This is a genomic window from Pseudomonas prosekii (assembly GCF_900105155.1).
Classification (GTDB): domain Bacteria; phylum Pseudomonadota; class Gammaproteobacteria; order Pseudomonadales; family Pseudomonadaceae; genus Aquipseudomonas; species Aquipseudomonas prosekii.
On sequence record NZ_LT629762.1, the window covers coordinates 4,291,920 to 4,315,141 of the forward strand.

A 23,222-nucleotide genomic window follows, 5' to 3' on the forward strand; every position below is an offset into this window, starting at 1 on the left:
TTTTTTTGTGGGCGGGATAAACCCGGCGACTGCATCAGTCGTTGAAGTCTTCCCAGCCGCCCATTTGTTTCCAGCGATTGACGATGCCGCAGAACAGCTCGGCAGTCTTCTCGGTGTCGTAGCGTGCCGAGTGAGCCTCGCGACCGTCAAAGTCGATGTCGGCAGCCTGGCAGGCCTTGGCCAATACAGTCTGGCCGTAAGCCAGGCCTGCAAGGGTCGCGGTGTCGAAACTGGAGAACGGGTGAAACGGGTTGCGTTTCATGTCCAGACGCGCGACCGCGGCGTTGAGGAAGCCCAGGTCGAAGCTGCTGTTGTGGCCGACCAGAATCGCCCGTTTGCAGCCGTTGGCTTTCAGCGCCTTGCGGATCCCACGGAAAATATCGGTCAGCGCGGTTTCTTCGCTGACGGCCATGCGCAGCGGGTGATCAAGCTTGATCCCGGTGAATTCCAGCGCTGCGGCTTCTACGTTCGCGCCTTCAAACGGCTCGACACGGAAGAAGTAGGTGTGGTCGGGATACACAAAGCCTTTTTCATCCATCGCGATGGTGGTCGCGGCGATTTCCAGCAATGCGTCGGTGGCCGAGTTGAAACCACCGGTTTCTACGTCGACGACAACCGGCAGGTAACCACGAAAGCGCGCTGCCATTGGATGGCGAGGACCGCCGCCGCCGCCCTGACCGTCCTGTTCGTCGTCGAAATGGTCTTCACTCACGCGTGTTCCTCCAGCAGGCGCCAGCGCAGTTTTTCACCGGCGCGCAGCGGGATTACGGTCAGCTCGCCAAATGGCAGGCTGGTTGGGGCGGTCCACTCTTCGCGGACCAGAGTAATGCGATCGGTGTTCACCGGCAGGCCATAGAAGCGCGGGCCGTTGAGACTGGCGAAGGCTTCGAGCTTGTCCAGCGCATTGCGTTGTTCAAAGGCTTCGGCGTACATCTCAATCGCCGCATAAGCGGTGTAGCAACCGGCACAGCCGCAAGCGGCTTCTTTGGCGTGTTGCGCATGCGGCGCCGAGTCGGTGCCGAGGAAGAACTTCGCGCTGCCGCTGGTGGCGGCGTCGAGCAGGGCTTCCTGGTGAGTATTGCGCTTGAGAATCGGCAAGCAGTAGAAGTGCGGCCGAATCCCGCCCACCAGCATGTGGTTGCGGTTGTACAGAAGGTGATGCGCGGTGATGGTCGCGCCAACGTTGGCCGGGGCCGCGTTGACGAATTCCACGGCGTCGCGGGTGGTGATGTGTTCGAACACCACTTTGAGCGTCGGGAAACGCTCGACCACACGCCGCATGTGCTCATCGATGAAGATTTTTTCGCGGTCGAAGACGTCGACATCGCCACGGGTGACTTCACCGTGAATCAGCAAAGGCATCCCGACTTCGGCCATGGCCTCGATCGCCGGGAAGATCTTGTCGATGCTGGTGACGCCAGAATCCGAGTTGGTGGTGGCGCCGGCCGGGTACAGCTTGGCGGCGTGAACGAAACCGCTGGCCTTGGCTTCACGAATTTCTTCGGGCTGGGTGCGGTCGGTCAGGTACAGCACCATCAGCGGTTCGAAACGACTGCCGGCCGGGCGTGCAGCGAGAATCCGCTGGCGATAGCCGTCGGCTTCAGCGGCGTTTCGCACCGGAGGTACCAGGTTAGGCATGATGATGGCGCGACCAAAGGTGCGCGCGACATCCGCAACGGTATTGGACAAAACAGCACCATCGCGAAGATGAATATGCCAGTCGTCGGGACGCAGCAGGGTCAGGCGGTCGGACATGAGGGGATTCCAGGCGGGTCAAACTGAGGGGAATGCTACCGGAAAAGACTCATGCAGGCACCCGCTATCAAGTTTTGCAGGAACCTGACGATATCCAATGGGTATGCCGTAAACATCTTTGTCGGTCTTTTTGTTGTAGAAGCCAGTGGAGCCTCCCGTGCGCCAGCGTTATTTAGCCTTGCTCAGTGTGTTTGCCAGCCTTCCCGCAATGGCGCTCACTTTCCAGACACGTCTGGAGAGCATCGAGTGGACGGTCGAAGGTGACAAGTTCGAATGCCGCCTGACCCAGCCGATCACCGATTTCGGTTCGGGCGAGTTCGTGCGACGTGCTGGCGAGCAGGCGATTTTTCGTCTCAAGGCCTACAACTCGGTGATCGGCGGCGGTTCCGCAACTTTGCTCGCGGCCGCTGCGCCATGGCAGCCGGGACGTGGCGACATCAACCTGGGTTCGGTGAACATCGGCAGCGGCAACGTCCTGTTCAACAGTTCGCAAGTGCAGGCCGGGCGCCTGATCAGCGGTTTGATGGACGGCCGCAGCCCGGTGATTCGTCGTGCTTCGGGCGATGGCCGGGTGTCGGAGGTGCGTCTGCTGCCGGTGAAATTCAACAAGGCTTTCAATGACTATCAAAGTTGCGTGGCCAAGCTGCTGCCACAGAATTTCGAACAGGTGAAGCAGTCCGAAGTCGGCTTCCCCGGTGAAGGCGTGGATCTCGATCCACACGCCAAAGCCAAATTGCAGGTGATGCTGGAATTCATCAAAGCCGACCCGACGGTCAATCACATCGAGCTCGACGGCCACTCTGACAACAGCGGCAACCGCCTGACCAATCGTGAACTTTCACGTCGTCGCGCATTGGCGGTAATGGACTTCTTCAAAGCCAATGGCATCCAGGAATCGCAGATCACCATGCGTTTCCACGGCGAACGCTACCCGTTGGTGCCGAACTCGAATGCGGCCAACCGGGCGAAGAATCGCCGGGTCGCGGTGCGCCTCGAACGCGTCGCGCCGACCGACAAACCGGCGCCGCAATCGGCCTCGGCGGCGAGTGCTGCGGCCACTTCCTGACTCGGCGGTCATCGTCGCGCCGGCGTAACAATCTGTCGCTTCGTCGTCATAAGCTGTCGCGCCTCTGTAAATTATTCCGTATGAGCGGTAGACTTCCCGGCTTTCCGTAAACCCCGTGGAGTGATGGCATGGCGGACGTAAACAAGGTCGTTCTGGCGTATTCCGGCGGCCTGGACACTTCGGTGATCCTCAAGTGGCTGCAGGATACTTATAACTGTGAAGTAGTGACCTTCACCGCTGACCTGGGTCAGGGCGAAGAGGTCGAACCGGCCCGCGCCAAGGCTCAGGCCATGGGCGTCAAAGAAATCTACATCGACGATCTGCGCGAAGAATTCGTGCGTGACTTCGTCTATCCGATGTTCCGCGCCAACACCGTTTACGAAGGCGAGTACCTGCTGGGTACTTCCATCGCTCGTCCGTTGATCGCCAAGCGCTTGATCGAAATCGCCAACGAAACCGGCGCCGACGCCATTTCCCACGGCGCGACCGGCAAGGGCAACGACCAGGTCCGTTTCGAACTGGGCGCCTACGCGCTCAAGCCTGGCGTGAAAGTCATCGCCCCGTGGCGCGAATGGGACCTGCTCTCGCGTGAAAAGCTCATGGATTATGCTGAAAAGCACAACATCCCGATCGAGCGTCACGGCAAGAAAAAATCCCCGTACTCGATGGATGCCAACCTGCTGCACATCTCCTATGAAGGCGGCGTGCTGGAAGACACCTGGACCGAGCACGAAGAAGACATGTGGAAATGGACCGTCTCCCCGGAGAAGGCTCCTGATAAAGCGCAGTACCTGGAACTGACCTACCGCAACGGCGACATCGTTGCACTGGACGGCGTCGAAATGACCCCGGCCACCGTGCTGGCGACGCTGAACAAAATCGGTGGCGAACACGGTATCGGTCGCCTCGACATCGTCGAGAACCGTTACGTGGGCATGAAGTCCCGTGGCTGCTACGAAACCCCTGGCGGCACCATCATGCTGCGCGCTCACCGTGCGATCGAATCGATCACCCTGGACCGCGAAGTCGCTCACCTCAAAGACGAGTTGATGCCTAAATACGCCAGCCTGATCTACACCGGTTACTGGTGGAGCCCTGAGCGTCTGATGCTGCAACAGATGATCGATGCGTCCCAGGCACACGTGAACGGCGTTGTGCGCCTGAAACTGTACAAGGGCAACGTGATCGTCACTGGCCGCAAGTCCGATGAGTCGCTGTTCGACGCCAACATTGCAACCTTCGAAGAAGATGGCGGTGCTTACAACCAGGCCGACGCGGCGGGCTTCATCAAGCTCAACGCCTTGCGCATGCGCATCGCTGCGAACAAGGGTCGCAAGCTGTTCTGAGACATTGGTTGCGCTGATTGAACGTGTGGCCCTGTCGCTTTTCGTCGACAGGGCCACAGTTCGTTTCTCATCGCTGACATGTCGTTGTCCGCACCTGTGTCCTTTCCCGTAAAACCTTTCTCTTGCCGATCATTCATCCTCCGTTTGGTCCGGCTCTGTCACCGTCAGTGAACTCAGGTTGTAAACCACACAGAAGGCGCAGAAGTCCTTTTGCTGCTGTTGCGAGTACACCTGCATGCCTTGCTCAAGTAATTTCTCCGATTTGTTGCACGCCAAAAATACGATCGCCTTCGTTGGCTGAGAGCGTGCGCCGTGAATGCCCTCTATCAATGTGACGAAATCCGCGGCGGCGTTCATTCCGCGTGTGTCGATGATCTGCAACTTCTTCAGTGGGCCCGGCAAATGGAAGCTGTGTCGCACTCGCGTCCGGGTTTGCAGATGGATATGGGTGGGCGACTCGGGTGCGCTGAAGCCCGGAGGTGATTGTTGCCGGGGCGCCGAGCGAACACTGTTTTTCAGTTTTGTCACGGAACCCCTGATGCGAGCAGGTTTTGCGTCTTGTGCAGGCTCGGCCTCGCCGAGGACTTTGAGGAAACTTTGATCCTCATTGAAGTCCGAGGGCGCGTACAGTGATCGATAGTTGAAGTTGAGCGTCAGAAAGAAAAGAAACAGCAAGTAAAAAGGAAAGCTGATCAAAAACCATACGTAGACTTCTCGGTCATCATCACCAAGAAAAGGTAAGGAAACAGCGGCTGAGGCTTCAGACAGCGTTGCGAATATCGCAATAATTGTCATCGGGTTGGATATTTTCCTGTGGAGTTTTTTCATATCTATGGCTCATGAGTTCTGGGTTTTCTCGTGGGTTGCAGTAGTAGTTTAAGTTCGGGTGCAAATGTTTTATTAAAGTGCGTAAGTGTTGTATGCGTCAGTTGTATTTTATGTGGGTAACTCTAGTTTGGTTCGGATAATTTTGTTGGCTGTTGTTGTTTCAAAAGTTTATACAGTGTTTCCCGTGTATTGTTCAGTAGTGAAAAAATGTCGACGCGTTATGTTGTGGAATGAATTTTGATCCGACAATATTGGTTGCTTTTAAACGTCGCCATGCGCTCGATTTGCACGGATTCAGCAGCCAAACGGTCGGTCAGGCACCTCGGAAGTTGTAGGCCGATACAAAAAAAATCTGCACCTTACGAGTCATCTCTCGGATGCGACGTTTTCTCACCCATTACATTCAGGGTTTTCTTGTAGGAATAATCCGCGTTAATTGTAGGGAATGTCTCTCGCTGTAGGTGCTTGGGGGGGGCGGCGTCCCATGGGCGAAACGACTACGTTATTGTGCGGGCTCTAAAAATTCGAACAGCGAAATTGGACTTGCCCATGAATAAAGTGCTGATCGTGGATGATCACCCCGTCATTCGTCTTGCGGTGCGTTTGCTAATGGAACGTCATGGCTACGAAGTCGTCGCAGAAACAGATAACGGTGTCGATGCATTGCAACTTGCGCGTGAACATATGCCGGATATTGTCATCCTGGATATTGGCATACCGAAGCTCGACGGACTTGAAGTCATTGCGCGCCTGACATCCGTGCAACTGCCTTTGAAAGTATTAGTGCTGACCTCGCAGGCGCCGGGGCATTTTTCAATGCGCTGCATGCAGTCGGGGGCTGCCGGTTATGTATGCAAACAACAAGATCTGACGGAACTGCTGAGTGCAATAAAGGCTGTATTGTCAGGTTATAGTTACTTTCCCAATCAAGCGTTGCATACCGTCCGTGCAAGTCTGGGCAATGCCAGCGAAGCGGATATGGTTGATCGATTGTCAGGCCGGGAAATGATGGTGCTGCAACAACTGGCTCGGGGTAAGACCAACAAGGAAATCGCCGATGGCATGTTCCTCAGCAACAAGACTGTCAGCACTTACAAGACACGTTTGTTGTTGAAACTTAATGCACGGTCGCTGGTGGACCTGATCGAACTGGCGCAGCGCAATGGACTGGTTTAATGGCAGCAAAGAAAAAGCCTCCGTTTCGGGAGGCTTTCAGGTGTCATAGATCAAAATCGTAATCGGCCAACTGCTTTTGCAATCGGCGCTCCTCCAGCAGATTGTCGATGGTGCGGCGCTTGCTCAGGTTGGTTTTCGCGACCTCGACCACCGGTTCAGCGTCATCGGCCTCAACGGGGGTGAAGTCTTCTTCCACTTCCAATTGCTCTTTGCCAGTACTCATTTTGTTACTCCAGGCCAAGAGTGCCTTTGGCGCTCCTTATATCGACATTCTCCCGGCGGGTAAAAAAGATTTTTTCAATCGATAAATCAATAAAGCTAATAGCGCCTCAATCGTCCGAGGTCTTTTGCTTGTACTCGCACAAATCCTCGATCCGGCAACTGCCGCAGCGAGGCTTGCGCGCCAGGCACACGTAGCGCCCATGGAGGATCAGCCAGTGATGTGAATCGAGCAGAAACTCCTTGGGCACAAACTTCATCAGCTTCATTTCCACTTCGACCACGTTCTTGCCCGGAGCAATGCCGGTGCGGTTGCTGACGCGGAAAATGTGCGTGTCCACCGCCATGGTCAGTTGCCGGAATGCTGTATTGAGCACCACGTTGGCAGTCTTGCGGCCTACGCCGGGCAAGGCTTCGAGCTCCTCGCGGGTCTGCGGCACTTCACCGCCGTGGCGCTCGACCAGCAAGCGGCAAGTCTCGATGACATTTTTCGCCTTGCTGTTAAACAGGCCAATGGTCTTGATGTAGTGCGACAGACCCTCAACGCCCAATGCGTAAATCGCCGCCGGGGTGTTGGCCACCGGGTACAGTTTGGCCGTGGCTTTGTTGACGCCGACATCGGTGGACTGCGCCGACAGAATCACCGCGATCAGCAATTCGAACGCCGAGGAATAGGCCAGCTCGGTCTTCGGTTCCGGGTTGTCTTCGTGAAGCCTGCGAAAGATTTCGTAACGTTTTGCGGCATTCATGGATGATGCGTTTCCTCGAAAGCGGTCGATTGTGAAGGCGTTGGGCGGACCCAGGCTTGCCACCCGGCGATCATTAATCCCAACAGGATAAATCCACCAGGGGCGAGGGTGGCCAGGCGCAAACCGCCGTCGGCATTCAGCACCAGGCCTGGCCAATCTGCCGCGCCGGTCAGCCACGACAGATGCGCCGCCAACGTGCCGTTGCCGATCAGTTCGCGCAGCACACCCATGACCAGCATCAGCACGACGAACCCGCCGCACAGACGCATTCGGTCACGCCGTGGGCTGCGGAAAAAACCGTTGTACTCCAGCACCACGCATTGCAGCGCGATCAGCCCGGCGTACATTCCCAAATGTTGCTGCCATTGCAGCGACCACGCTTGCCCGGCGATTTGCGCGCAACTGGTCAGCGTCGCCGCCAGCAAAACCGCGACGGGCAGACAAGCCCATGGCGCGAGGCGCGAGCGCAGTGGCGCCATCGCCACGCCAAACAGCGCAATCACCAGCAGCAACATCAGGCTCACGCCCATCGCACTCATCAGCGAACCGGTGGCACCGATCAGCGGCAGCAGCATCAGCGAGTTCTGCAAACCTGGTTTAGTCATTGGCAACGCTCCCGACCAGTGTTTGCCGATGTTCATCGAAGTAGCGCAACGCGTCATGGATCGCATTGATCACGGCCCTTGAAGTCGTGGTCGCTCCAGCGATCTGATCAAATTGCCCCTGATCCTTTTTTAACCGCCAAGCGCTATCGACAGGATCGTTGCGCGACTTGCCGCTGAAGCTCTGCAGCCAGGTATTTGGCCACTCGGCAATTCGTCCGCCCAAGCCTGGGGTTTCCGATTGCTTGAGGGTTTTCACCCCCAGCAGTTTGCCGTTGGCATCAATGGCAATCAGCAACTCGATGCTGGCGGTGTAGCCCGTAGTTTGGCTGCGCAGCAACACGGCGCTGGTTTGACCGGCATGGGTCGCCCGGTAGCCCGCCAGCAATGTGCTGGTGCTCAGCGACACTTTGTCGAGCGCCAACGGTTGGTCCAGCGGCTGATTGTCGTAGCTGGCGGGCGGCAGCATATCGAGCAGGGTGCGGCTATCGATCTGCCGTTGTTCGCTGGCGATGCGCGCCGTGCTCAGCTGTTGCAGCGCGTAAGTCCCGCCGAGCCCCAGCCCGGCCACCAGCAGCAACGTCGCAACACTCGTGGCCCGGTTCATGAGGCGATTCGTTGCTGGCGTGCGGCGACAAACCGGTCGAGTGCCGGCACGCACAGGTTCATCAGCAGCACGGCAAACGCGACGCCATCGGGGTAGCCGCCCCACGTCCGAATCAGGTAGGTCAGCAGCCCGACGCCGACCCCGAACAACAACCGCGCGCCGGGGCTTTTGGCGCCGGACACCGGTTCGGTGACGATGAAGAACGCACCCAACATGCTTGCGCCGCTGAGCAGATGAAACAGCGGCGAACCGTTCGAGTCGGAGCCCGAACCGTTCCAGCACAGCAGGCTGATGACGAACAGGCTGGCGAGCATGCCGACCGGCGCATGCCAGGTGAACACGCGGCGTTGCAGCAAAAATACGCCACCGGCGAGAAACGCCAGGTTGAGCCATTCGACGCCGCGCCCGCCGAACCGCCCGAACGCCGAATGGCTGGCGAACAGTTCATCAATGGTCAGGCTTTTATTGACGCGCAATGCGTCCAGCGCCGTCGCTTGAACCCAGGCGTCCGGCGTCTGGCTGAGGCTGAAACCGAAAATCTGCTGCAGGCCGGTGACCAAATCCACGCCATGCGCGGCCGGCCAATGGGTCATCGATTGCGGAAAAGACACCAGCGCCAACGCCACACCGAGCATCGCCGGGTTGAACGGGTTGCTGCCGACGCCGCCATACAAATGCTTGCCGAACAACAACGCTGCCGCCGCCGCGCTGACCGTCAGCCACCACGGGCAATAGGGCGGCAACGCCAGTGTCAGCAGTGTCGCGGTGACCAGCGCGCTGCCGTCGCTCAAGCTCGATTGGATTGACCGCTGGCGCAGTTTGATCACGGCGGCTTCGACCGCCAATGCGGTCAGCGCGGCCAGCATCAGGTTGATCAGAACGCCCCAGCCGTACAACCAAAACATCACCAGCAGGCCCGGCGCAGCGGCGAGCAATACCAGTTTCATCGCCTGCTGCAGGCGTTGATCCACCGATTCAAGGGGCGACATGAGCCTCCACTTGCCGTTCGGCTTGCGCTAGTCGGGCGCGGGCCTTTTCAAGCACTTCGCTCGGCGTATCGGCTTGCCGCTCGAGTTTGCTGACGTCGGCGCGGGCGTAGGCCAATTCGGTTTTCAGTTGGCGAAGCTGATTGTTGATCGGGCGTTTTTCGACGCGCGTCAGTTCAGGCACCGGTTGCTCGCTGACGGCTTCCGCTGCGTGCAAGGCTTGCTCGGCGTTGCTCAGCGCCTGCTGCAAAGCTTGAATCTGCTCTGCTGGCGCTTCGTGAGTCTGGGCTTTTTTCAGTTCGGCGCGACGCATCGCCAATTGGATTTTCGCCCGTTTCAGCTCCGCATCTTTCACCGGCGCAACGGCTGCCGGCGTTGCCGGTTCTGGTGCCGATAGCGCTGGCGCAACACTTTCCAGTTGCGCCAAAACGCGTTCGGCAACTTCAAACTGTTGTTGCAGGACGATCAGTTGCGATTGCTGTTCGAAGGTCGGCGGATGGCCGAAAGCTTTCAGCGATTTGTTCAGTTGCGCCCGACTCATCGCTACATCGATCTTGGCTTTTTTCAGCGCCGCGTCAGCCGTCGCAGCTTTCTGTGCGCGAACCCGTTCCAGCGCGGCTTGCACCGGATTGACCGCCGCCGCGCTTGGTTGCGCGGCACGCTGCGCGCGGGCCTGACGCTCGGCGATGCGCTGCTGTTCTTCGCGTTGCAGGCGTGCGTTGCGTTGCTCGAAACGGCGCCGTGCGCGGTTGCGTTTGAGCGCCCGCGCCCGTTGTTCTTCAAGGCTGAAGGCCAAGCCACCGACAATCGGCAGCACCGTGGCCAGCGGTAATGGCTGCATTTCAATGCAGTCCACCGGGCAGGGCGCCACGCACAAATCGCAACCGGTGCATTCATCGACAATCACTGTGTGCATCAGCTTCGCCGCGCCGACGATCGCATCGACCGGGCAGGCCTGAATGCATTTGGTGCAACCGATACATTCGGCCTCGCGGATATACGCGATTTGCGCCGGCGCCGCGCCGCGACTGGTGTCGAGTTCGAGCACCGGCACCTGCAGCAATTCAGCGAGCGCGGCGATGGTTTCGGCGCCGCCCGGCGGGCACTTGTTGATTGCCTCGCCGCTGACGATGCCGGCGGCGTAGGGCTGGCATCCGGGGTGGCCGCACTTGCCGCACTGGGTCTGCGGCAGGAGGGCGTCGATGCGTTGAATCAGACTCATGTTTTGATCAGTCCACTGAATCCGAGAAAAGCCACTGCGAGCAATCCGGCGCCGATCAACTGGATCGGCAAGCCACGAAAGGGCAGGGGAACATCGTTGTCGAGAGTGCGTTGGCGCAAATCGCTGAACAGGCTCAGCACCAGCCAAAAGCCCAGCCCGGCGCCCAGGCTCAGCGCCGTGGCGTGCAGTAATCCCTTATCGTCCTCGGCATTGAGCAAGGTCAACCCGAGCACGCCGGCATTGCCGAGCAGCAACGGCCACAGGCCATCGAAGGACAGTCCAGGCAGCGCCCGTGCGAGCAATTTCAGCAGCGGCGCGATCAGCAGAACGCTCAGCGGCAGAAACACAAACAGCCGCAACGCCGTCAGGTCCAGCGGCACCAGCAACCCGCGATAGAGCAAATCACCGAGCACCCCGACGATCAACATCAGGCTCGCCGTCGCCACGCCCAAGGCATGAACCTGCCGTCGTTCGGCGGCCAATAGCGGATCGACGCCCAGCGGCCATTGCAACACGAGGTTGTTGATCAGGGCGGCGCTGATAATCGTGAGGAGCAATGCGGTCATGATCGTGCCGGTCACTACGGGCTGTGTGCCAAGGTCAGGCATTATCCGGCAAGGAAGGAGGGTGGGCCAGACATGAAAATCCCACAGTCGCACGGGGCACGACTGTGGGATCGGTTCAGCGCGAAATCTTACTTGATGCGTTGACCCGGCTTGGCGCCGCTGTCAGGGCTCAGCAGGTAGATTTCTTCACCGCCAGGACCGGCGGCCATCACCATGCCTTCGGAGATACCGAACTTCATTTTCCGTGGCTTGAGGTTGGCGATCATCATGGTCAGGCGACCATCGAGCTTGGACGGATCCGGGTAAGCGCTCTTGATCCCGGAGAACACGTTGCGTTGCTCGTCACCGATGTCGAGGGTCAGGCGCAGCAGTTTGTCGGCACCTTCCACGGCTTCAGCCTTGAGGATCAGCGCCACGCGCAAATCGATGGCGGCGAAGGCATCAAAGTCGATTTCCGGCGACAGCGGTTCCTTGAGCAGTTCACCGTTGCCGGCCGGTGCAGTTGCGCCGGTATCGGTGGCGCTGGCGGTCAGGTCTTCTTTCGAGGCGTCGGTCATGGCTTGGACTTTTACCGGGTCGATGCGGGTCATCAACGGTTTGAACTCGTTCAACTGATGATTGCTCAGCAGCGTGGCGTGGTCGTTCCAGGTCAGCGGCGCGACGTTGAGGAACGCCTCGGCGTCGGCGGCCAGCAGCGGCAGCACCGGTTTGAGGAAGATCACCAGTTGGCGGAACAGGTTGATGCCCAGAGCGCAAATGGCCTGAACTTCGTCGTGCTTGCCTTCCTGCTTGTTCAGCGACCACGGCGCTTTGTCGGCGATCCAGGCGTTGGCGCGGTCGGCCAGGCCCATGATCTCGCGCATGGCGCGGGCAAAGTCGCGCGCTTCATAAGCGTCGGCGATGCTCGGCGCGGCGGCGAGGAAGGCGTCGGTCAGTTCCGGCGCGGCGTTGCCTTCGACCAGTATCCCGGCGTTGCCCTTCTGGATGAAACCGGCGCAACGGCTGGCGATGTTGACAACTTTGCCGACCAGGTCGGAGTTGACCTTCTGCACGAAGTCTTCGAGGTTCAGGTCGAGGTCATCGACGCCACGGCCCAGTTTCGCCGCGTAGTAGTAACGCAGGTATTCCGGCGACAGGTGATCCAGGTAAGTGCGCGCCTTGACGAAGGTGCCGCGAGACTTGGACATCTTCTGGCCGTTGACGGTCAGGTAGCCGTGGACGTTGATGCCGGTCGGTTTGCGCAAACCCGCACCTTCGAGCATCGCTGGCCAGAACAAAGCGTGGAAATTGACGATGTCCTTGCCGATGAAGTGGTACAGCTCGGCGGTGGAATCCTTGGCCCAGAACGCATCGAAATCCAGGTCCGGACGACGTGCGCAGAGGTTCTTGAAGCTGGCCATGTAGCCGATCGGCGCGTCCAGCCACACGTAGAAATATTTGCCCGGTTCGCCCGGAATCTCGAAACCGAAGTACGGCGCATCGCGGGAGATGTCCCACTGTTGCAGGCCGGCGTCCAGCCATTCGGCGATCTTGTTGGCCACGGCGTCTTGCAGGGTGCCGCTGCGGGTCCAGGCCTGAAGCATTTCCTGGAAGTCCGGCAATTTGAAGAAGAAGTGCTGGGAATCCTTGAGCACCGGGGTGGCGCCAGAGATTGCCGACTTCGGATCCTTCAGATCGGTCGGCGCGTAGGTCGCGCCGCATTTTTCGCAGTTGTCGCCGTACTGGTCTTCGGTGCCGCATTTCGGGCAGGTGCCCTTGATGAAGCGGTCGGCCAGGAACATTTTCTTTTCCGGGTCGAAATATTGCGTGATCGAGCGCTGGGCGATGTGCCCGGCGTCGCGCAGTTTCAGGTAGATCTGACTCGACAGCTCACGGTTTTCATCGGAGTGAGTGGAGTGGAAATTGTCGAAGTCGACCAGGAACTCGGCGAAGTCGGCGCTGTGTTCAGCCTGGACGTTGGCGATCAGTTGTTCCGGGGTGATGCCTTCCTTTTCCGCGCGCAGCATGATGGCCGAACCGTGGGCGTCGTCGGCGCAGACATAAATGCATTGATTGCCGCGGTGCTTCTGGAAGCGCACCCACATGTCGGTCTGGATATATTCCAGCATGTGGCCAAGATGGATCGAACCATTGGCATAGGGCAGGGCGCTGGTGACGAGGATCTTGCGTGGCTCGGACATGGGGCTCGGCTACTTGATGAAACGGAGGTCGGCCACTATAAAGCGCCGGGCAATAATTTTCACCCCCGCCACCTAAGGGCTCGTTGTGACAAACATGCTTTTGTGGCGAGGGGGCTTGCCCCGTTCGGCTGCGCAGCAGTCGTGAATCCAGACGACTCGGTCTGTCTGGCAGATTGCTGGGGCGGCTCCGCCACCCAACGGGGGCAAGCCCCCTCGCCACAGGACGCTCTCCAGCCAGAGTAATCTGTTCGCCACACATCCGTGTCCGGCGTACGATACCCGCCTGATTTTCCAGTCTTGCTATCGGAGTTGCCCATGAGCGCCGTCAATCGCGCAGCGGTGGAAGCCGTCCTTCGCCAATACACCGACCCTTATCTGAACCAGGATCCGGTCAGCGCCGGGTGCGTGCGCAGTATCGAGATTCAGGGCGATCGCGTCAGCGTCCAGCTCGAACTCGGTTATGCCGCCGGCCTGTTCAAAAGCGGCTGGGCGCAGATGCTGGAAATGGCCATTCAAGGCCTCGACGGCGTGACTGCCGCACGCGTCGAGATCACCAGCGTGATCGCCGCGCACAAGGCTCAGGCACAGATTCCAGGCCTGGCCAACGTCAAGAACGTGGTCGCCGTGGCTTCGGGCAAGGGCGGCGTCGGCAAGTCGACCACCGCCGCCAACCTTGCGCTGGCGCTGGCCCGCGAAGGCGCCAAAGTCGGGATTCTCGACGCCGACATCTACGGCCCGAGCCAAGGCATCATGTTCGGCATCGCCGAAGGCACGCGGCCGCAGGTCAAGGATCAGAAATGGTTCGTGCCTATCGTTTCTCACGGCGTTGAAGTGATGTCGATGGCGTTCCTCACCGATGACAACACGCCGATGGTCTGGCGCGGCCCGATGGTCTCCGGCGCCTTGTTGCAACTGGTCACGCAAACCGCGTGGGGCGACCTCGATTACCTGGTCATCGACATGCCGCCAGGCACCGGCGACATTCAGCTGACCCTGGCGCAGAAAGTCCCGGTGGCCGGCGCGGTGATCGTCACCACGCCGCAGGATCTGGCCCTGCTGGACGCGCGCAAAGGCGTGGAAATGTTCCGCAAGGTCAACATTCCGGTGCTCGGCGTGGTGGAAAACATGGCCGTGCACATCTGCTCCAACTGCGGGCATGCCGAGCATCTGTTCGGTGAAGGTGGCGGGGTCAAGTTGGCCAATCAGTATGGCGTCGAACTGCTGGCGTCACTGCCGCTGGCGATGGATATCCGCGAGCAGGCCGACAGTGGCAAACCAACGGTAGTTGCCGAGCCGGACGGCCCGATTGCCCTGGTTTACCAGGAACTGGCGCGCCATGTCGGTGCACGGATCGTGTTGCAGGAAGCGGCAAGCCCGGCAATGCCGAACATCACCATCAGCGACGATTGATCCGCTGAATAAATGCGATCTCCTGTGGGAGCGAGCTTGCTCGCGATAGCGGTGTAACAGTCACCATCAATGGTGAATGTTATGGCCTCATCGCGAGCAAGCTCGCTCCCACAGTTGTTTTGTGTCGGACTTAGATGCGCAAGCCGCCGTCCATCTCCAGAATCCGTCCGGTGTAGTAGTCGTTCTCGAAGATATACGCCGCCGAATGGGCAATCTCATCCGGTTTGCCCATGCGCTTCAGCGGAATCCCGGACGTCATCTTCTCCAGCGCTTCCGGCTTCATGCCCAGGGTCATCTCGGTTTCGATAAAGCCTGGCGCAATGCCGGCGACGCGAATCCCGTAGCGCGCCAGTTCCTTGGCCCAGGTCACGGTCGCTGCGGCGACGCCAGCCTTGGCTGCGGAATAGTTGGTCTGGCCAACGTTGCCGGCACGCGAGATCGACGAAATATTGATGATCGCGCCGCTGTTTTTCAGCTCGACCATCTTCGCGGCGACCTCACGGGTGCACAGGAACACGCCGGTCAGGTTGACGTCGATAACCGCCTGCCATTGCGCCAGGCTCATCTTGGTCATCTCGCCGTCCTTGACCTTCAGCAGCAAGCCGTCGCGCAAGATCCCGGCATTGTTGATCAAGCCGTGAATCGCGCCGAAATCTTCGGCCACTTGCGCCACCATGTGCGTTACCTGTTCTTCATTGGCGACGTTGCACAAATAGGCGCGAGCCTCGACACCCTTGGCTTTGCACGCGGCAACCGTGTCGTCGAGCTTCTCCTGGTTCAGATCGACCAGCGCCAATTTGGCGCCTTTGCCGGCGAAATACTCGGCCATCGAACGGCCTAAACCCTGGCAACCGCCAGTGATAATGATTACTTTGTCAGTGAGTTGCATTCGCATGCCCCAATAGCAGGTCTGAGTGGTTGTCCTTGAAGAGGGCCTCTCGATCTGCGCCTGAAGTGGCCGGCTGCACATGAGAACTGCCCCGAGCGCGACTGGAAACTTATTCCCAGGCGCCTGTCCGTTTTTTCGACGGATTCTATATAAGGAGTCATAAATTGAGCGTTGAAGCGGCCAAGAATGCACGAGAATTGCTTCTCAAGGAATACCGGGGCGTGTTGTCGACGCACTCCAAAGCCATGCCCGGTTTCCCGTTCGGCTCGGTGGTTCCCTACTGCCTCGACGAGCAGGGCCGGCCGCTGATCTTGATCAGCCGCATCGCCCAGCACACGCACAACCTGCAAAAAGACCCGAAGTGCTCACTGTTCGTCGGTGAACGCGGGGCAGAAGATGCGCAAGCGGTCGGGCGCCTGACCTACCTCGCCCAAGCGCAGAAGCTTGAAGACGAGGCGGCCATCGAAGCGGCGGCCGGGCGTTATTACCGCTATTTCCCCGAATCGCAGAGTTACCACAAGGCTCACGATTTCGATTTCTGGGTACTTGAGCCGGTGCGTCATCGCTACATCGGCGGTTTCGGCGCGATCCATTGGGTCGATCAATTGACCCTCGCCAACCCGTTCGCCGGCAAGGCTGAAGTGAGCATGGTCGAGCACATGAACGCTGACCATGCCAAGGCTATCGCGCACTACGTCGAACTGGCCGGTCTGCCGACGACCAGCCCGGCGCAACTGGCCGGCATCGATACCGAAGGCATGCACCTGCGCATCGGCCAAGGGCTCTACTGGCTGCCGTTTCAAGCGCCATGTAATACGCCGACACAAGTGCGCGAAGCCTTGGTTTTCCTGGCTCACGCCGAACATTGGCCGAAAAATGCAGAGGCCGACGCTTGAATTCACGAAACGGCGACGTCATCTAGGGAAGACTGGCAAGGCATTCTTGCGTTGAGGAACCATTAGATGCGCCCTTTTTTATTGCTCTTTGTACTGTTTCCGGTGTTGGAGCTGTTCGTATTCGTCAAGGTCAGCGGCGCGATCGGGTTTTTCCCGGCGCTGCTGCTAGTGATTCTCGGCTCGATGCTCGGCGTGTTCGTGCTGCGCATCGCCGGTCTGGCGACTGCATTGCGAGCCCGGGAAAGCCTGAACCGCGGTGAACTGCCGGCGCAGACCATGCTCGAAGGCCTGATGCTGGCATTGGCCGGCGGCCTGTTGATCCTGCCGGGTTTCGTCACTGACGTGCTGGGTCTGATCATGCTGCTGCCGATCTCGCGTCGACTGCTGGCAAACAAGATGCGCCAGCGCGCCGAAGAGGCGGCGATCCGCCAACGCGCGTTCGCCGACGACCTGCAGCCGCGCGGCGGTCCCGCTCCGCGGCAGCCATTGACTCGCGAGCCGGATGTGATTGAAGGCGAGTTCGAACATCGCGATCCCAAGTAAAGCGTTTCAGCGACACGGCACCCTCGGGTGCCGTGTTCATTTGCGCCGCAAAAACACAAAAATTTTGTCTGTCCGCCCTTGTAATAAGCTTATGCGCCCTTATGTAACGGTCACCGCAAGGTTTCTGGCGAACACGCCAGACAGACTTCCGCGGTTCGCTTGACGAACCGCACCCGGCACCGCCGGATTTGTTAAACCCGCCGGGAACACACCGGCCGATGAAAACCACAATTAGGAGAGATCGACAATGAAGCTTCGTCCTCTGCATGACCGCGTCGTCATCCGTCGCAGCGAAGAAGAAAAGAAAACCGCTGGCGGTATCGTCCTGCCAGGTTCGGCTGCTGAAAAAGCCAACAGCGGCGAGATCCTCGCTGTCGGCACCGGCCGCGTGCTGGACAACGGTGAAGTGCGCGCACTGGCCGTTAAAGTGGGTGACAAGGTTGTGTTCGGTCCGTACTCCGGCAGCAACACTGTGAAAGTTGACGGCGAAGACCTGCTGGTAATGGCTGAGAACGAGATTCTCGCTGTTATCGAAGGCTGATTCCCCGCTCATTTTCCCGCTACTACAAAGTATTTAAGGAATATCGATCATGGCTGCTAAAGAAGTTAAATTCGGCGATTCCGCCCGCAAGAAAATGCTCGCCGGTGTCAACGTCCTGGCTGACGCAGTAAAAGCGACCCTGGGCCCTAAAGGCCGTAACGTGATCATCGAGAAGAGCTTCGGCGCTCCGACCATCACCAAGGATGGCGTGTCCGTCGCCAAAGAAATCGAGCTGAAAGATCGCTTCGAAAACATGGGCGCGCAGCTGGTCAAAGACGTTGCCTCCCGTGCCAACGATGACGCCGGCGACGGCACCACTACCGCTACCGTTCTGGCTCAATCGATCGTCAACGAAGGCCTGAAAGCCGTCGCTGCCGGCATGAACCCGATGGACCTGAAGCGCGGCATCGACAAAGCGACCATCGCTATCGTCAAAGAGCTCAAAGCCCTGTCCAAGCCTTGCGCTGACACCAAGGCCATCGCTCAGGTCGGCACCATCTCGGCCAACTCCGACAACTCCATCGGCGACATCATTGCCGAAGCCATGGAAAAAGTCGGTAAAGAAGGCGTGATCACCGTTGAAGAAGGCTCGGGCCTGGAAAACGAACTGTCGGTTGTTGAAGGCATGCAGTTCGACCGTGGTTACCTGTCCCCGTACTTCGTCAACAAGCCGGAAACCATGACCGCCGAGCTCGACGGTCCGCTGATCCTGCTGGTCGACAAAAAGATCTCCAACATCCGCGAAATGTTGCCAGTACTGGAAGCCGTTGCCAAAGCCGGCCGTCCACTGCTGATCGTTGCTGAAGACGTTGAAGGCGAAGCCCTGGCGACTCTGGTAGTGAACAACATGCGTGGCATCGTCAAGGTTGCAGCCGTCAAGGCTCCAGGCTTCGGCGACCGTCGCAAGGCAATGCTGCAGGACATCGCTGTTCTGACTGGCGGTACCGTTATCTCCGAAGAGATCGGCCTGAGCCTGGAAAGCACTACCCTGGAACACCTGGGTAATGCCAAGCGCGTGATCCTGTCCAAAGAAAACACCACCGTGATCGACGGCGCTGGCGTTGAGACTGATATCCAGGCTCGCGTTCTGCAGATCCGTCAGCAAGTGGCTGACACTTCGTCCGACTACGACCGTGAAAAACTGCAAGAGCGTCTGGCCAAGCTGTCCGGCGGCGTTGCAGTGATCAAGGTTGGCGCTGGTTCCGAAGTTGAAATGAAAGAGAAGAAAGCCCGCGTTGAAGACGCCCTGCACGCAACCCGTGCAGCCGTTGAAGAAGGCGTGGTACCTGGCGGCGGCGTGGCACTGGTTCGCGCTCTGCAGGCTATCTCCGAACTGAAAGGCGACAACGCCGATCAGGACGTGGGTATCCAGTTGCTGCGTCGCGCTGTTGAAGCGCCACTGCGCCAGATCGTTGCCAACTCCGGCGACGAGCCAAGCGTAGTAGTCGACAAGGTCAAGCAGGGTTCGGGTAACTACGGTTACAACGCTGCTACCGGCGAATACGGCGACATGATCGAAATGGGTATCCTCGACCCGGCCAAAGTGACTCGTTCGGCTCTGCAGGCAGCGGCTTCCATCGCCAGCCTGATGATCACGACCGAAGCCATGATCGCCGAGATCAAGGAAGAAGGCTCTGCTGGCGGCGGCATGCCAGACATGGGCGGTATGGGCGGCATGGGCGGCATGATGTAAGCCAGCCCCACCCGTACACAAAAACCCCGCTGGCGTTAAGCCCGCGGGGTTTTTTATTGCCCGGCATTCCATCCCACCTCGGTCGAGTGTAGGAGCGAGGCTTGCCCGCGAAAGCGGTCTTCAGCCGAGATTGATGTTGGAGGTGCCGACCCCTTCGCGGGCAAGCCTTGCTCCTACAGGGATTGTGGTGATCCGCCAATTGCCGATCCACCACAGATCACCTGTAGGAGTGAGCCTGCTCGCGATAGCTGACTACCCGTCAGCATTGAAGTGACTGACCCACCGCCATCGCGAGCAGGCTCACTCCCACATTTGGTCGTGGCCAGCCACAAATTCCGTGACCAACACAAAACCTGTAGGAGCAAGGCTTGCCCGCGAAAGCGGTCTTTCAGCCAACATTGATGTGGGACGTGCCGGCCCCTTCGCGGGCAAGCCTTGCTCCTACAGGGATTGTGGTGATCCGCCAATCGCCGATCCACCAGAGATCACCTGTAGGAGTGAGCCTGCTCGCGATAGCTGACTACCCGTCAGTATTGAAGTAACTGACCCACCGCCATCGCGGGCAAGCTCACTCCTACATTGGAACGTGTCGTTCACAAATCCCGTGATCAACGCTAAACCTGTAGGAGCGAGGCTTGCCCGCGAAAGCGGTCTCTCAGCCGAGATTGATGTAGGACATGCCGACCCCTTCGCGGGCAAGCCTTGCTCCTACAGGGATTGTGGAGATCCACCAATCGCCGATCCACCACAGATCACCTGTAGGAGTGAGCCTGCTCGCGATAGCTGACTACCCGTCAGCATTGAAGTGACTGACCCACCGCCATCGCGAGCAAGCTCACTCCCACATTGGAACGTGGCCAGCCACAAATTCCATGATCGATGCCAACCCTGTAGGAGCGAGGCTTGCCCGCGAAAGCGGTCTTCCAGCCAAGATTGATGTTGGACGTGCCGGCCCCTTCGCGGGCAAGCCTGAACTGGCCTAATGATTTTGGACACTTCAATCGGGCGCTATGATGGCGCCCAAATCTGAGGTGTTTTTGGATATGCGTAATTCTTATTCAACTGAGTTCAAACTCAAGGCTGCTGGCATGGTGCTGGATGAGGGGATATCGGTTCCCGAGGTTTGCGCCAGTTTAGATATTGGCCCTACGGCCTTGCGTCGCTGGGTCGATCAGGTGCGTAAAGAACGTCAGGGATCGACGCCGGTGGGAGCCAAAGCGATCACCGCTGACCAGCGAGAAATCCAGGAACTCAAAGCCTTGCTCAGGCAAAAAGACCGGGATATCGAAATCCTAAAAAAGGCCAGTGCTCTCCTGCTTTTGGACGCCAAAGATCATTCTCACTGATCAATGAGCTGGGTGAGCGATACGGCGTTAACGACTGCTGCCGGGTGTTTGAAGTCAGCCGCAGCAGTTTTTATGCCTGGCGTCAGCGCCAAGGCAAGGTGAACCCTGAGCGGGAGAAACTCAAAGCCATGCTGGTCGAGCATCACAAGGAATCCAGAGCTTCCGCGGGGGCGCGCACCCTTTCCAGGGAGCTGCAAGCCAAGGGGCATCGCGTCGGGAGGCACATGGCTCGCAGCTTGATGCGAGAAGCCGGCGTGGTCAGTCGTCAGCGCCGACGTCACAAATACAAGTCATCTGGCGTTGAAGCCTTGGTGGCGCCGCACGTGCTCAAGCGCGAGTTTGATGTCACGGCGATCAACCAAGTGTGGTGCGCGGACGTGACGTACATCAAGGTCGGCACGCGGTGGATGTATTTTGCAGCGGTTCTGGACCTGTTCGCCCGCCGGCTCGTGGGGTGGGCGTTTTCGATGATCTCGGATGCGGAGCTGACCTGCGAGGCCCTACGGATGGCGGTTGAGCTGCGAGGCAAACCCAAAGACGTGCTGTTTCACTCCGATCAAGGCTGCCAGTACACCAGTCATAAGTTCAGGAATGAGTTGCTGGCGAATGGACTGCGGCAAAGCATGAGTCGTAAAGGCGAATGCTGGGATAACGCCCCGATGGAGCGTTTCTTTGGAAGTCTGAAATCAGAGTGGATGCCTGAAGCCGGTTACCGCTCGGAGTATGAAGCCCGGGCTGATTTGCAGCGCTACGTGGTGCGCTACAACAACTTCAGGCTCCATAGCTACAACGATTACCGGTCACCGGTCGCCATGGAGAAAATGGCGGCGTGAAAAAACCGTAATTGGTGTCCAGGATTACTTGACCAGATCAGCCTTGCTCCTACAGGGATTGTGGTGATCCGCCAATCGCCGATTCACCACAGATCACCTGTAGGAGTGAGCCTGCTCGCGATAGCTGACTACCCGTCAGTATTGAAGTAACTGACCCACCGCCATAGCGGGCAAGCTCACTCCTACATTGGAACGTGTCGTTCACAAATCCCGTGATCAACGCTAAACCTGTAGGAGCGAGGCTTGCCCGCGAAAGCGGTCTCTCAGCCGAGATTGATGTTGGACGTGCCGGCCCCTTCGCGGGCAAGCCTTGCTCCTACAGGGATTGTGGTGATCCACCAATCGCCGATCCACCACAGATCACCTGTAGGAGTGAGCCTGCTCGCGATAGCTGACTACCCGTCAGCATTGAAGTGACTGACCCACTGCCATCGCGAGCAGGCTCACTCCCACATTGGAACGTGGCCAGCCACAAATTCCGTGACCAACACAAAACCTGTGGGAGCAAGGCTTGCCCGCGATGGCGGTGTTCCAGCCAAGATTGATGTTGGACGTGCCGGCCCCTTCGCGGGCAAGCCTTGCTCCTACAGGGATTGTGGTGATCCGCCAATTGCCGATCCACCACAGATTACCTGTAGGAGTGAGCCTGCTCGCGATTGCTGACTACCCGTCAGCATTGAAGTGACTGACCCACCGCCATCGCGAGCAGGCTCACTCCTACATTGGAACGTGGCCAGCCACAAATTCCATGATCAACACAAACCCTGTAGGAGCGAGGCTTGCCCGCGATGGCGGTCTTCAGCCGAGATTGATGTTGGACGTGCCGGCCCCTTCGCGGGCAAGCCTTGCTCCAGGGATTGTGGTGATCCACCAATTCTGGAGCTGCGCCTCAGGCGTTGGCCGGTTGAGCTTTTCCCAACCGCGCAGCGCTGGAAGCCGGTCGATAGAGGATGTAGTAATACGACCCCAGGCATATCAACCAGCAGAAGATCGCGGTCCACACGTTGTGCGAGAAGAAGTGAGCGCCTTGCATCATGCGGCTGATCGAGAACACCGAGCCGAGCGCGAACGCGAAGATAAACGCGCTTCTTGCCAGTCGCGGGCGCCGATCGCGCAATACGAAGAACAACGCAAACAAGGTAAAACCGGTCGCCGCATGCCCGCCCGGCCAGCAACGGCCGGGCTTGTCGGTGGGCGGACGCGGGCTCAGCAGTTCGCTGTATTGTTCGTGCCCGCCAAACTGCTCAAGACTCCACGGGCACTGCACCGCCGTCACCACTTTCACCGGCGTGACAAACGAAGTGGCCAAGCCCAGCGATAACACCAGACAGCCGAATTCGCGCTTGAACGGCTTAAGCCGCTGAACAAAAAATGCACCGACAAACCCGATCACCGCAAACAACGAAAATCCGATCACCACTTGCTTGGCCCGGTCATGCAGGATGTCTTCGAGAAAATAACTGTGCCGACCAATAAAATCCCCGGCCAGCGGATCGTAAAACAGCCGGGCCAGCGCCATGTCCAGATCCGTCAGTTCCAGCAACACCAGAATCATCGCCGCAACGGCGGGAACCCCAAGGCATACCCAGAAATTCAGCGGGCGCGAAGCGGGGCGGGCAGGGGTAGAAACCATGGCAATTCCTTGATCGTCGGGCAGGTTCTGGGGAGGTCAGCCGCGCGGAGTGTGGGCGCGAGGCTGTCGCGGCCCCGTGAATGGCGAGTGAAAAACTCGTTAAAACCGCACGCACCACGTTGATCAAATATCCCCC

23 protein-coding genes are annotated in these 23,222 nt (G+C 58.8%); 10 read left to right on the forward strand and 13 right to left on the reverse strand.

Annotated elements, in window-relative coordinates; all coding sequences use genetic code 11:
- Window positions 1–34: 34 nt before the first annotated feature.
- Together rnt and pyrC are read right to left on the reverse strand one after the other, a co-directional pair.
- Window positions 35–712, reverse strand: a complete 678-nt coding sequence (gene rnt / locus BLU01_RS19605) for a ribonuclease T (protein ID WP_092278628.1) — start codon at window positions 710–712, stop codon at window positions 35–37.
- Window positions 709–1,755 (reverse strand): dihydroorotase, encoded by a 1,047-nt coding sequence (gene pyrC / locus BLU01_RS19610; RefSeq protein ID WP_092278631.1) that lies wholly within the window; start codon window positions 1,753–1,755, stop codon window positions 709–711. The genes rnt and pyrC overlap by 4 nt, the downstream gene beginning before the upstream one ends.
- Window positions 1,756–1,912: 157 nt before the next feature.
- On the opposite strand from pyrC, the gene BLU01_RS19615 reads away from it, so the two are divergent.
- Both BLU01_RS19615 and BLU01_RS19620 read left to right on the forward strand, forming a co-directional pair.
- Window positions 1,913–2,821: a flagellar protein MotY gene (locus tag BLU01_RS19615; protein WP_092278633.1), complete on the forward strand. Its 909-nt coding sequence runs from the start codon at window positions 1,913–1,915 to the stop codon at window positions 2,819–2,821.
- Between the two features lie 128 nt (window positions 2,822–2,949).
- The gene (locus tag BLU01_RS19620; protein WP_092278635.1) at window positions 2,950–4,167 is read left to right on the forward strand and encodes an argininosuccinate synthase; all 1,218 of its coding nucleotides are present in this window, start codon (window positions 2,950–2,952) and stop codon (window positions 4,165–4,167) included.
- A gap of 129 nt (window positions 4,168–4,296) precedes the next feature.
- Here BLU01_RS19620 and BLU01_RS19625 read toward each other — a convergent pair whose 3' ends face one another.
- Window positions 4,297–4,995 (reverse strand): hypothetical protein, encoded by a 699-nt coding sequence (locus tag BLU01_RS19625; protein WP_092278637.1) that lies wholly within the window; start codon window positions 4,993–4,995, stop codon window positions 4,297–4,299.
- Window positions 4,996–5,544: 549 nt separating this feature from the next.
- Between BLU01_RS19625 and BLU01_RS19630 the strand changes: the two genes are divergently transcribed.
- Window positions 5,545–6,171, forward strand: a complete 627-nt coding sequence (locus BLU01_RS19630; RefSeq protein WP_092278639.1) for a response regulator transcription factor — start codon at window positions 5,545–5,547, stop codon at window positions 6,169–6,171.
- Between the two features lie 43 nt (window positions 6,172–6,214).
- Here BLU01_RS19630 and BLU01_RS19635 read toward each other — a convergent pair whose 3' ends face one another.
- The 8 genes from BLU01_RS19635 to metG form a co-directional block, all read right to left on the reverse strand.
- Window positions 6,215–6,394: a PA3496 family putative envelope integrity protein gene (locus BLU01_RS19635; RefSeq protein ID WP_092278641.1), complete on the reverse strand. Its 180-nt coding sequence runs from the start codon at window positions 6,392–6,394 to the stop codon at window positions 6,215–6,217.
- A 106-nt stretch (window positions 6,395–6,500) separates the two neighbouring features.
- Window positions 6,501–7,139 (reverse strand): endonuclease III, encoded by a 639-nt coding sequence (gene nth / locus BLU01_RS19640; protein WP_092278643.1) that lies wholly within the window; start codon window positions 7,137–7,139, stop codon window positions 6,501–6,503.
- Window positions 7,136–7,744: an Rnf-Nqr domain containing protein gene (locus tag BLU01_RS19645; RefSeq protein WP_092278645.1), complete on the reverse strand. Its 609-nt coding sequence runs from the start codon at window positions 7,742–7,744 to the stop codon at window positions 7,136–7,138. Before BLU01_RS19645 ends, nth begins: the two co-directional genes overlap by 4 nt.
- Window positions 7,737–8,348, reverse strand: coding sequence for an RnfABCDGE type electron transport complex subunit G (locus BLU01_RS19650; protein ID WP_092278647.1), 612 nt, complete (start codon window positions 8,346–8,348; stop codon window positions 7,737–7,739). The genes BLU01_RS19645 and BLU01_RS19650 overlap by 8 nt, the downstream gene beginning before the upstream one ends.
- Entirely contained in the window at window positions 8,345–9,337 is a 993-nt protein-coding gene (locus BLU01_RS19655; protein ID WP_092278649.1) for an RnfABCDGE type electron transport complex subunit D, read from the reverse strand. Before BLU01_RS19655 ends, BLU01_RS19650 begins: the two co-directional genes overlap by 4 nt.
- Window positions 9,324–10,556: an electron transport complex subunit RsxB gene (gene rsxB / locus BLU01_RS19660; RefSeq protein WP_092278651.1), complete on the reverse strand. Its 1,233-nt coding sequence runs from the start codon at window positions 10,554–10,556 to the stop codon at window positions 9,324–9,326. Before rsxB ends, BLU01_RS19655 begins: the two co-directional genes overlap by 14 nt.
- Window positions 10,553–11,122, reverse strand: a complete 570-nt coding sequence (locus tag BLU01_RS19665; protein ID WP_092281668.1) for an Rnf-Nqr domain containing protein — start codon at window positions 11,120–11,122, stop codon at window positions 10,553–10,555. The genes rsxB and BLU01_RS19665 overlap by 4 nt, the downstream gene beginning before the upstream one ends.
- A 128-nt stretch (window positions 11,123–11,250) precedes the next feature.
- Entirely contained in the window at window positions 11,251–13,302 is a 2,052-nt protein-coding gene (gene metG / locus BLU01_RS19670) for a methionine--tRNA ligase (protein ID WP_092278653.1), read from the reverse strand.
- 315 nt (window positions 13,303–13,617) lie between these two features.
- On the opposite strand from metG, the gene apbC reads away from it, so the two are divergent.
- On the forward strand, window positions 13,618–14,712 hold the full coding sequence (gene apbC / locus BLU01_RS19675; protein ID WP_092278655.1) for an iron-sulfur cluster carrier protein ApbC: 1,095 nt from the start codon (window positions 13,618–13,620) through the stop codon (window positions 14,710–14,712).
- 130 nt (window positions 14,713–14,842) lie between these two features.
- Here the strand turns inward: apbC and BLU01_RS19680 are convergent, their stop codons facing one another.
- Complete coding sequence (locus tag BLU01_RS19680) at window positions 14,843–15,601, reverse strand: SDR family oxidoreductase (protein ID WP_092278657.1); 759 nt, start codon at window positions 15,599–15,601, stop codon at window positions 14,843–14,845.
- A 164-nt stretch (window positions 15,602–15,765) separates the two neighbouring features.
- On the opposite strand from BLU01_RS19680, the gene BLU01_RS19685 reads away from it, so the two are divergent.
- The 6 genes from BLU01_RS19685 (at window position 15,766) to BLU01_RS19705 (ending at window position 21,453) form a co-directional block, all read left to right on the forward strand.
- Complete coding sequence (locus BLU01_RS19685) at window positions 15,766–16,497, forward strand: HugZ family pyridoxamine 5'-phosphate oxidase (RefSeq protein ID WP_092278659.1); 732 nt, start codon at window positions 15,766–15,768, stop codon at window positions 16,495–16,497.
- 66 nt (window positions 16,498–16,563) lie between these two features.
- Window positions 16,564–17,040, forward strand: coding sequence for an FxsA family protein (locus BLU01_RS19690; protein WP_092278661.1), 477 nt, complete (start codon window positions 16,564–16,566; stop codon window positions 17,038–17,040).
- A 247-nt stretch (window positions 17,041–17,287) separates the two neighbouring features.
- Window positions 17,288–17,581 carry a co-chaperone GroES gene (locus tag BLU01_RS19695; RefSeq protein WP_019827816.1) on the forward strand — a complete coding sequence of 98 codons (294 nt, stop codon included), beginning with the start codon at window positions 17,288–17,290 and terminating at the stop codon, window positions 17,579–17,581.
- 49 nt (window positions 17,582–17,630) lie between these two features.
- Window positions 17,631–19,274, forward strand: a complete 1,644-nt coding sequence (gene groL / locus BLU01_RS19700) for a chaperonin GroEL (protein ID WP_092278663.1) — start codon at window positions 17,631–17,633, stop codon at window positions 19,272–19,274.
- Window positions 19,275–20,317: 1,043 nt separating this feature from the next.
- Entirely contained in the window at window positions 20,318–20,620 is a 303-nt protein-coding gene (locus tag BLU01_RS28050) for a transposase (protein ID WP_231987094.1), read from the forward strand.
- Between the two features lie 8 nt (window positions 20,621–20,628).
- Window positions 20,629–21,453: an IS3 family transposase gene (locus BLU01_RS19705; RefSeq protein WP_231987174.1), complete on the forward strand. Its 825-nt coding sequence runs from the start codon at window positions 20,629–20,631 to the stop codon at window positions 21,451–21,453.
- A gap of 889 nt (window positions 21,454–22,342) precedes the next feature.
- Here the strand turns inward: BLU01_RS19705 and BLU01_RS19710 are convergent.
- Window positions 22,343–23,086 (reverse strand): phosphatase PAP2 family protein, encoded by a 744-nt coding sequence (locus tag BLU01_RS19710; protein ID WP_092278665.1) that lies wholly within the window; start codon window positions 23,084–23,086, stop codon window positions 22,343–22,345.
- Between the last annotated feature and the right edge of the window lie 136 nt (window positions 23,087–23,222).

Excerpts from the sequence above, each read along its gene's own strand:
- BLU01_RS19690 (WP_092278661.1), top strand. The coding sequence starts at position 16,564 with ATGCGCCCTTTTTTATTGCTCTTTGTACTGTTTCCGGTGTTGGAGCTG.
- nth (WP_092278643.1), bottom strand. The coding sequence starts at position 7,139 with ATGAATGCCGCAAAACGTTACGAAATCTTTCGCAGGCTTCACGAAGAC.
- BLU01_RS19630 (WP_092278639.1), top strand. The coding sequence starts at position 5,545 with ATGAATAAAGTGCTGATCGTGGATGATCACCCCGTCATTCGTCTTGCG.
- BLU01_RS19620 (WP_092278635.1), top strand. The coding sequence starts at position 2,950 with ATGGCGGACGTAAACAAGGTCGTTCTGGCGTATTCCGGCGGCCTGGAC.
- pyrC (WP_092278631.1), bottom strand. The coding sequence starts at position 1,755 with ATGTCCGACCGCCTGACCCTGCTGCGTCCCGACGACTGGCATATTCAT.
- BLU01_RS19625 (WP_092278637.1), bottom strand. The coding sequence starts at position 4,995 with ATGAAAAAACTCCACAGGAAAATATCCAACCCGATGACAATTATTGCG.
- BLU01_RS19680 (WP_092278657.1), bottom strand. The coding sequence starts at position 15,601 with ATGCAACTCACTGACAAAGTAATCATTATCACTGGCGGTTGCCAGGGT.
- BLU01_RS19645 (WP_092278645.1), bottom strand. The coding sequence starts at position 7,744 with ATGACTAAACCAGGTTTGCAGAACTCGCTGATGCTGCTGCCGCTGATC.
- BLU01_RS19710 (WP_092278665.1), bottom strand. The coding sequence starts at position 23,086 with ATGGTTTCTACCCCTGCCCGCCCCGCTTCGCGCCCGCTGAATTTCTGG.
- BLU01_RS19665 (WP_092281668.1), bottom strand. The coding sequence starts at position 11,122 with ATGACCGCATTGCTCCTCACGATTATCAGCGCCGCCCTGATCAACAAC.
- BLU01_RS19650 (WP_092278647.1), bottom strand. The coding sequence starts at position 8,348 with ATGAACCGGGCCACGAGTGTTGCGACGTTGCTGCTGGTGGCCGGGCTG.
- metG (WP_092278653.1), bottom strand. The coding sequence starts at position 13,302 with ATGTCCGAGCCACGCAAGATCCTCGTCACCAGCGCCCTGCCCTATGCC.
- BLU01_RS28050 (WP_231987094.1), top strand. The coding sequence starts at position 20,318 with ATGCGTAATTCTTATTCAACTGAGTTCAAACTCAAGGCTGCTGGCATG.
- BLU01_RS19695 (WP_019827816.1), top strand. The coding sequence starts at position 17,288 with ATGAAGCTTCGTCCTCTGCATGACCGCGTCGTCATCCGTCGCAGCGAA.
- apbC (WP_092278655.1), top strand. The coding sequence starts at position 13,618 with ATGAGCGCCGTCAATCGCGCAGCGGTGGAAGCCGTCCTTCGCCAATAC.
- BLU01_RS19655 (WP_092278649.1), bottom strand. The coding sequence starts at position 9,337 with ATGTCGCCCCTTGAATCGGTGGATCAACGCCTGCAGCAGGCGATGAAA.
- rsxB (WP_092278651.1), bottom strand. The coding sequence starts at position 10,556 with ATGAGTCTGATTCAACGCATCGACGCCCTCCTGCCGCAGACCCAGTGC.
- BLU01_RS19635 (WP_092278641.1), bottom strand. The coding sequence starts at position 6,394 with ATGAGTACTGGCAAAGAGCAATTGGAAGTGGAAGAAGACTTCACCCCC.
- groL (WP_092278663.1), top strand. The coding sequence starts at position 17,631 with ATGGCTGCTAAAGAAGTTAAATTCGGCGATTCCGCCCGCAAGAAAATG.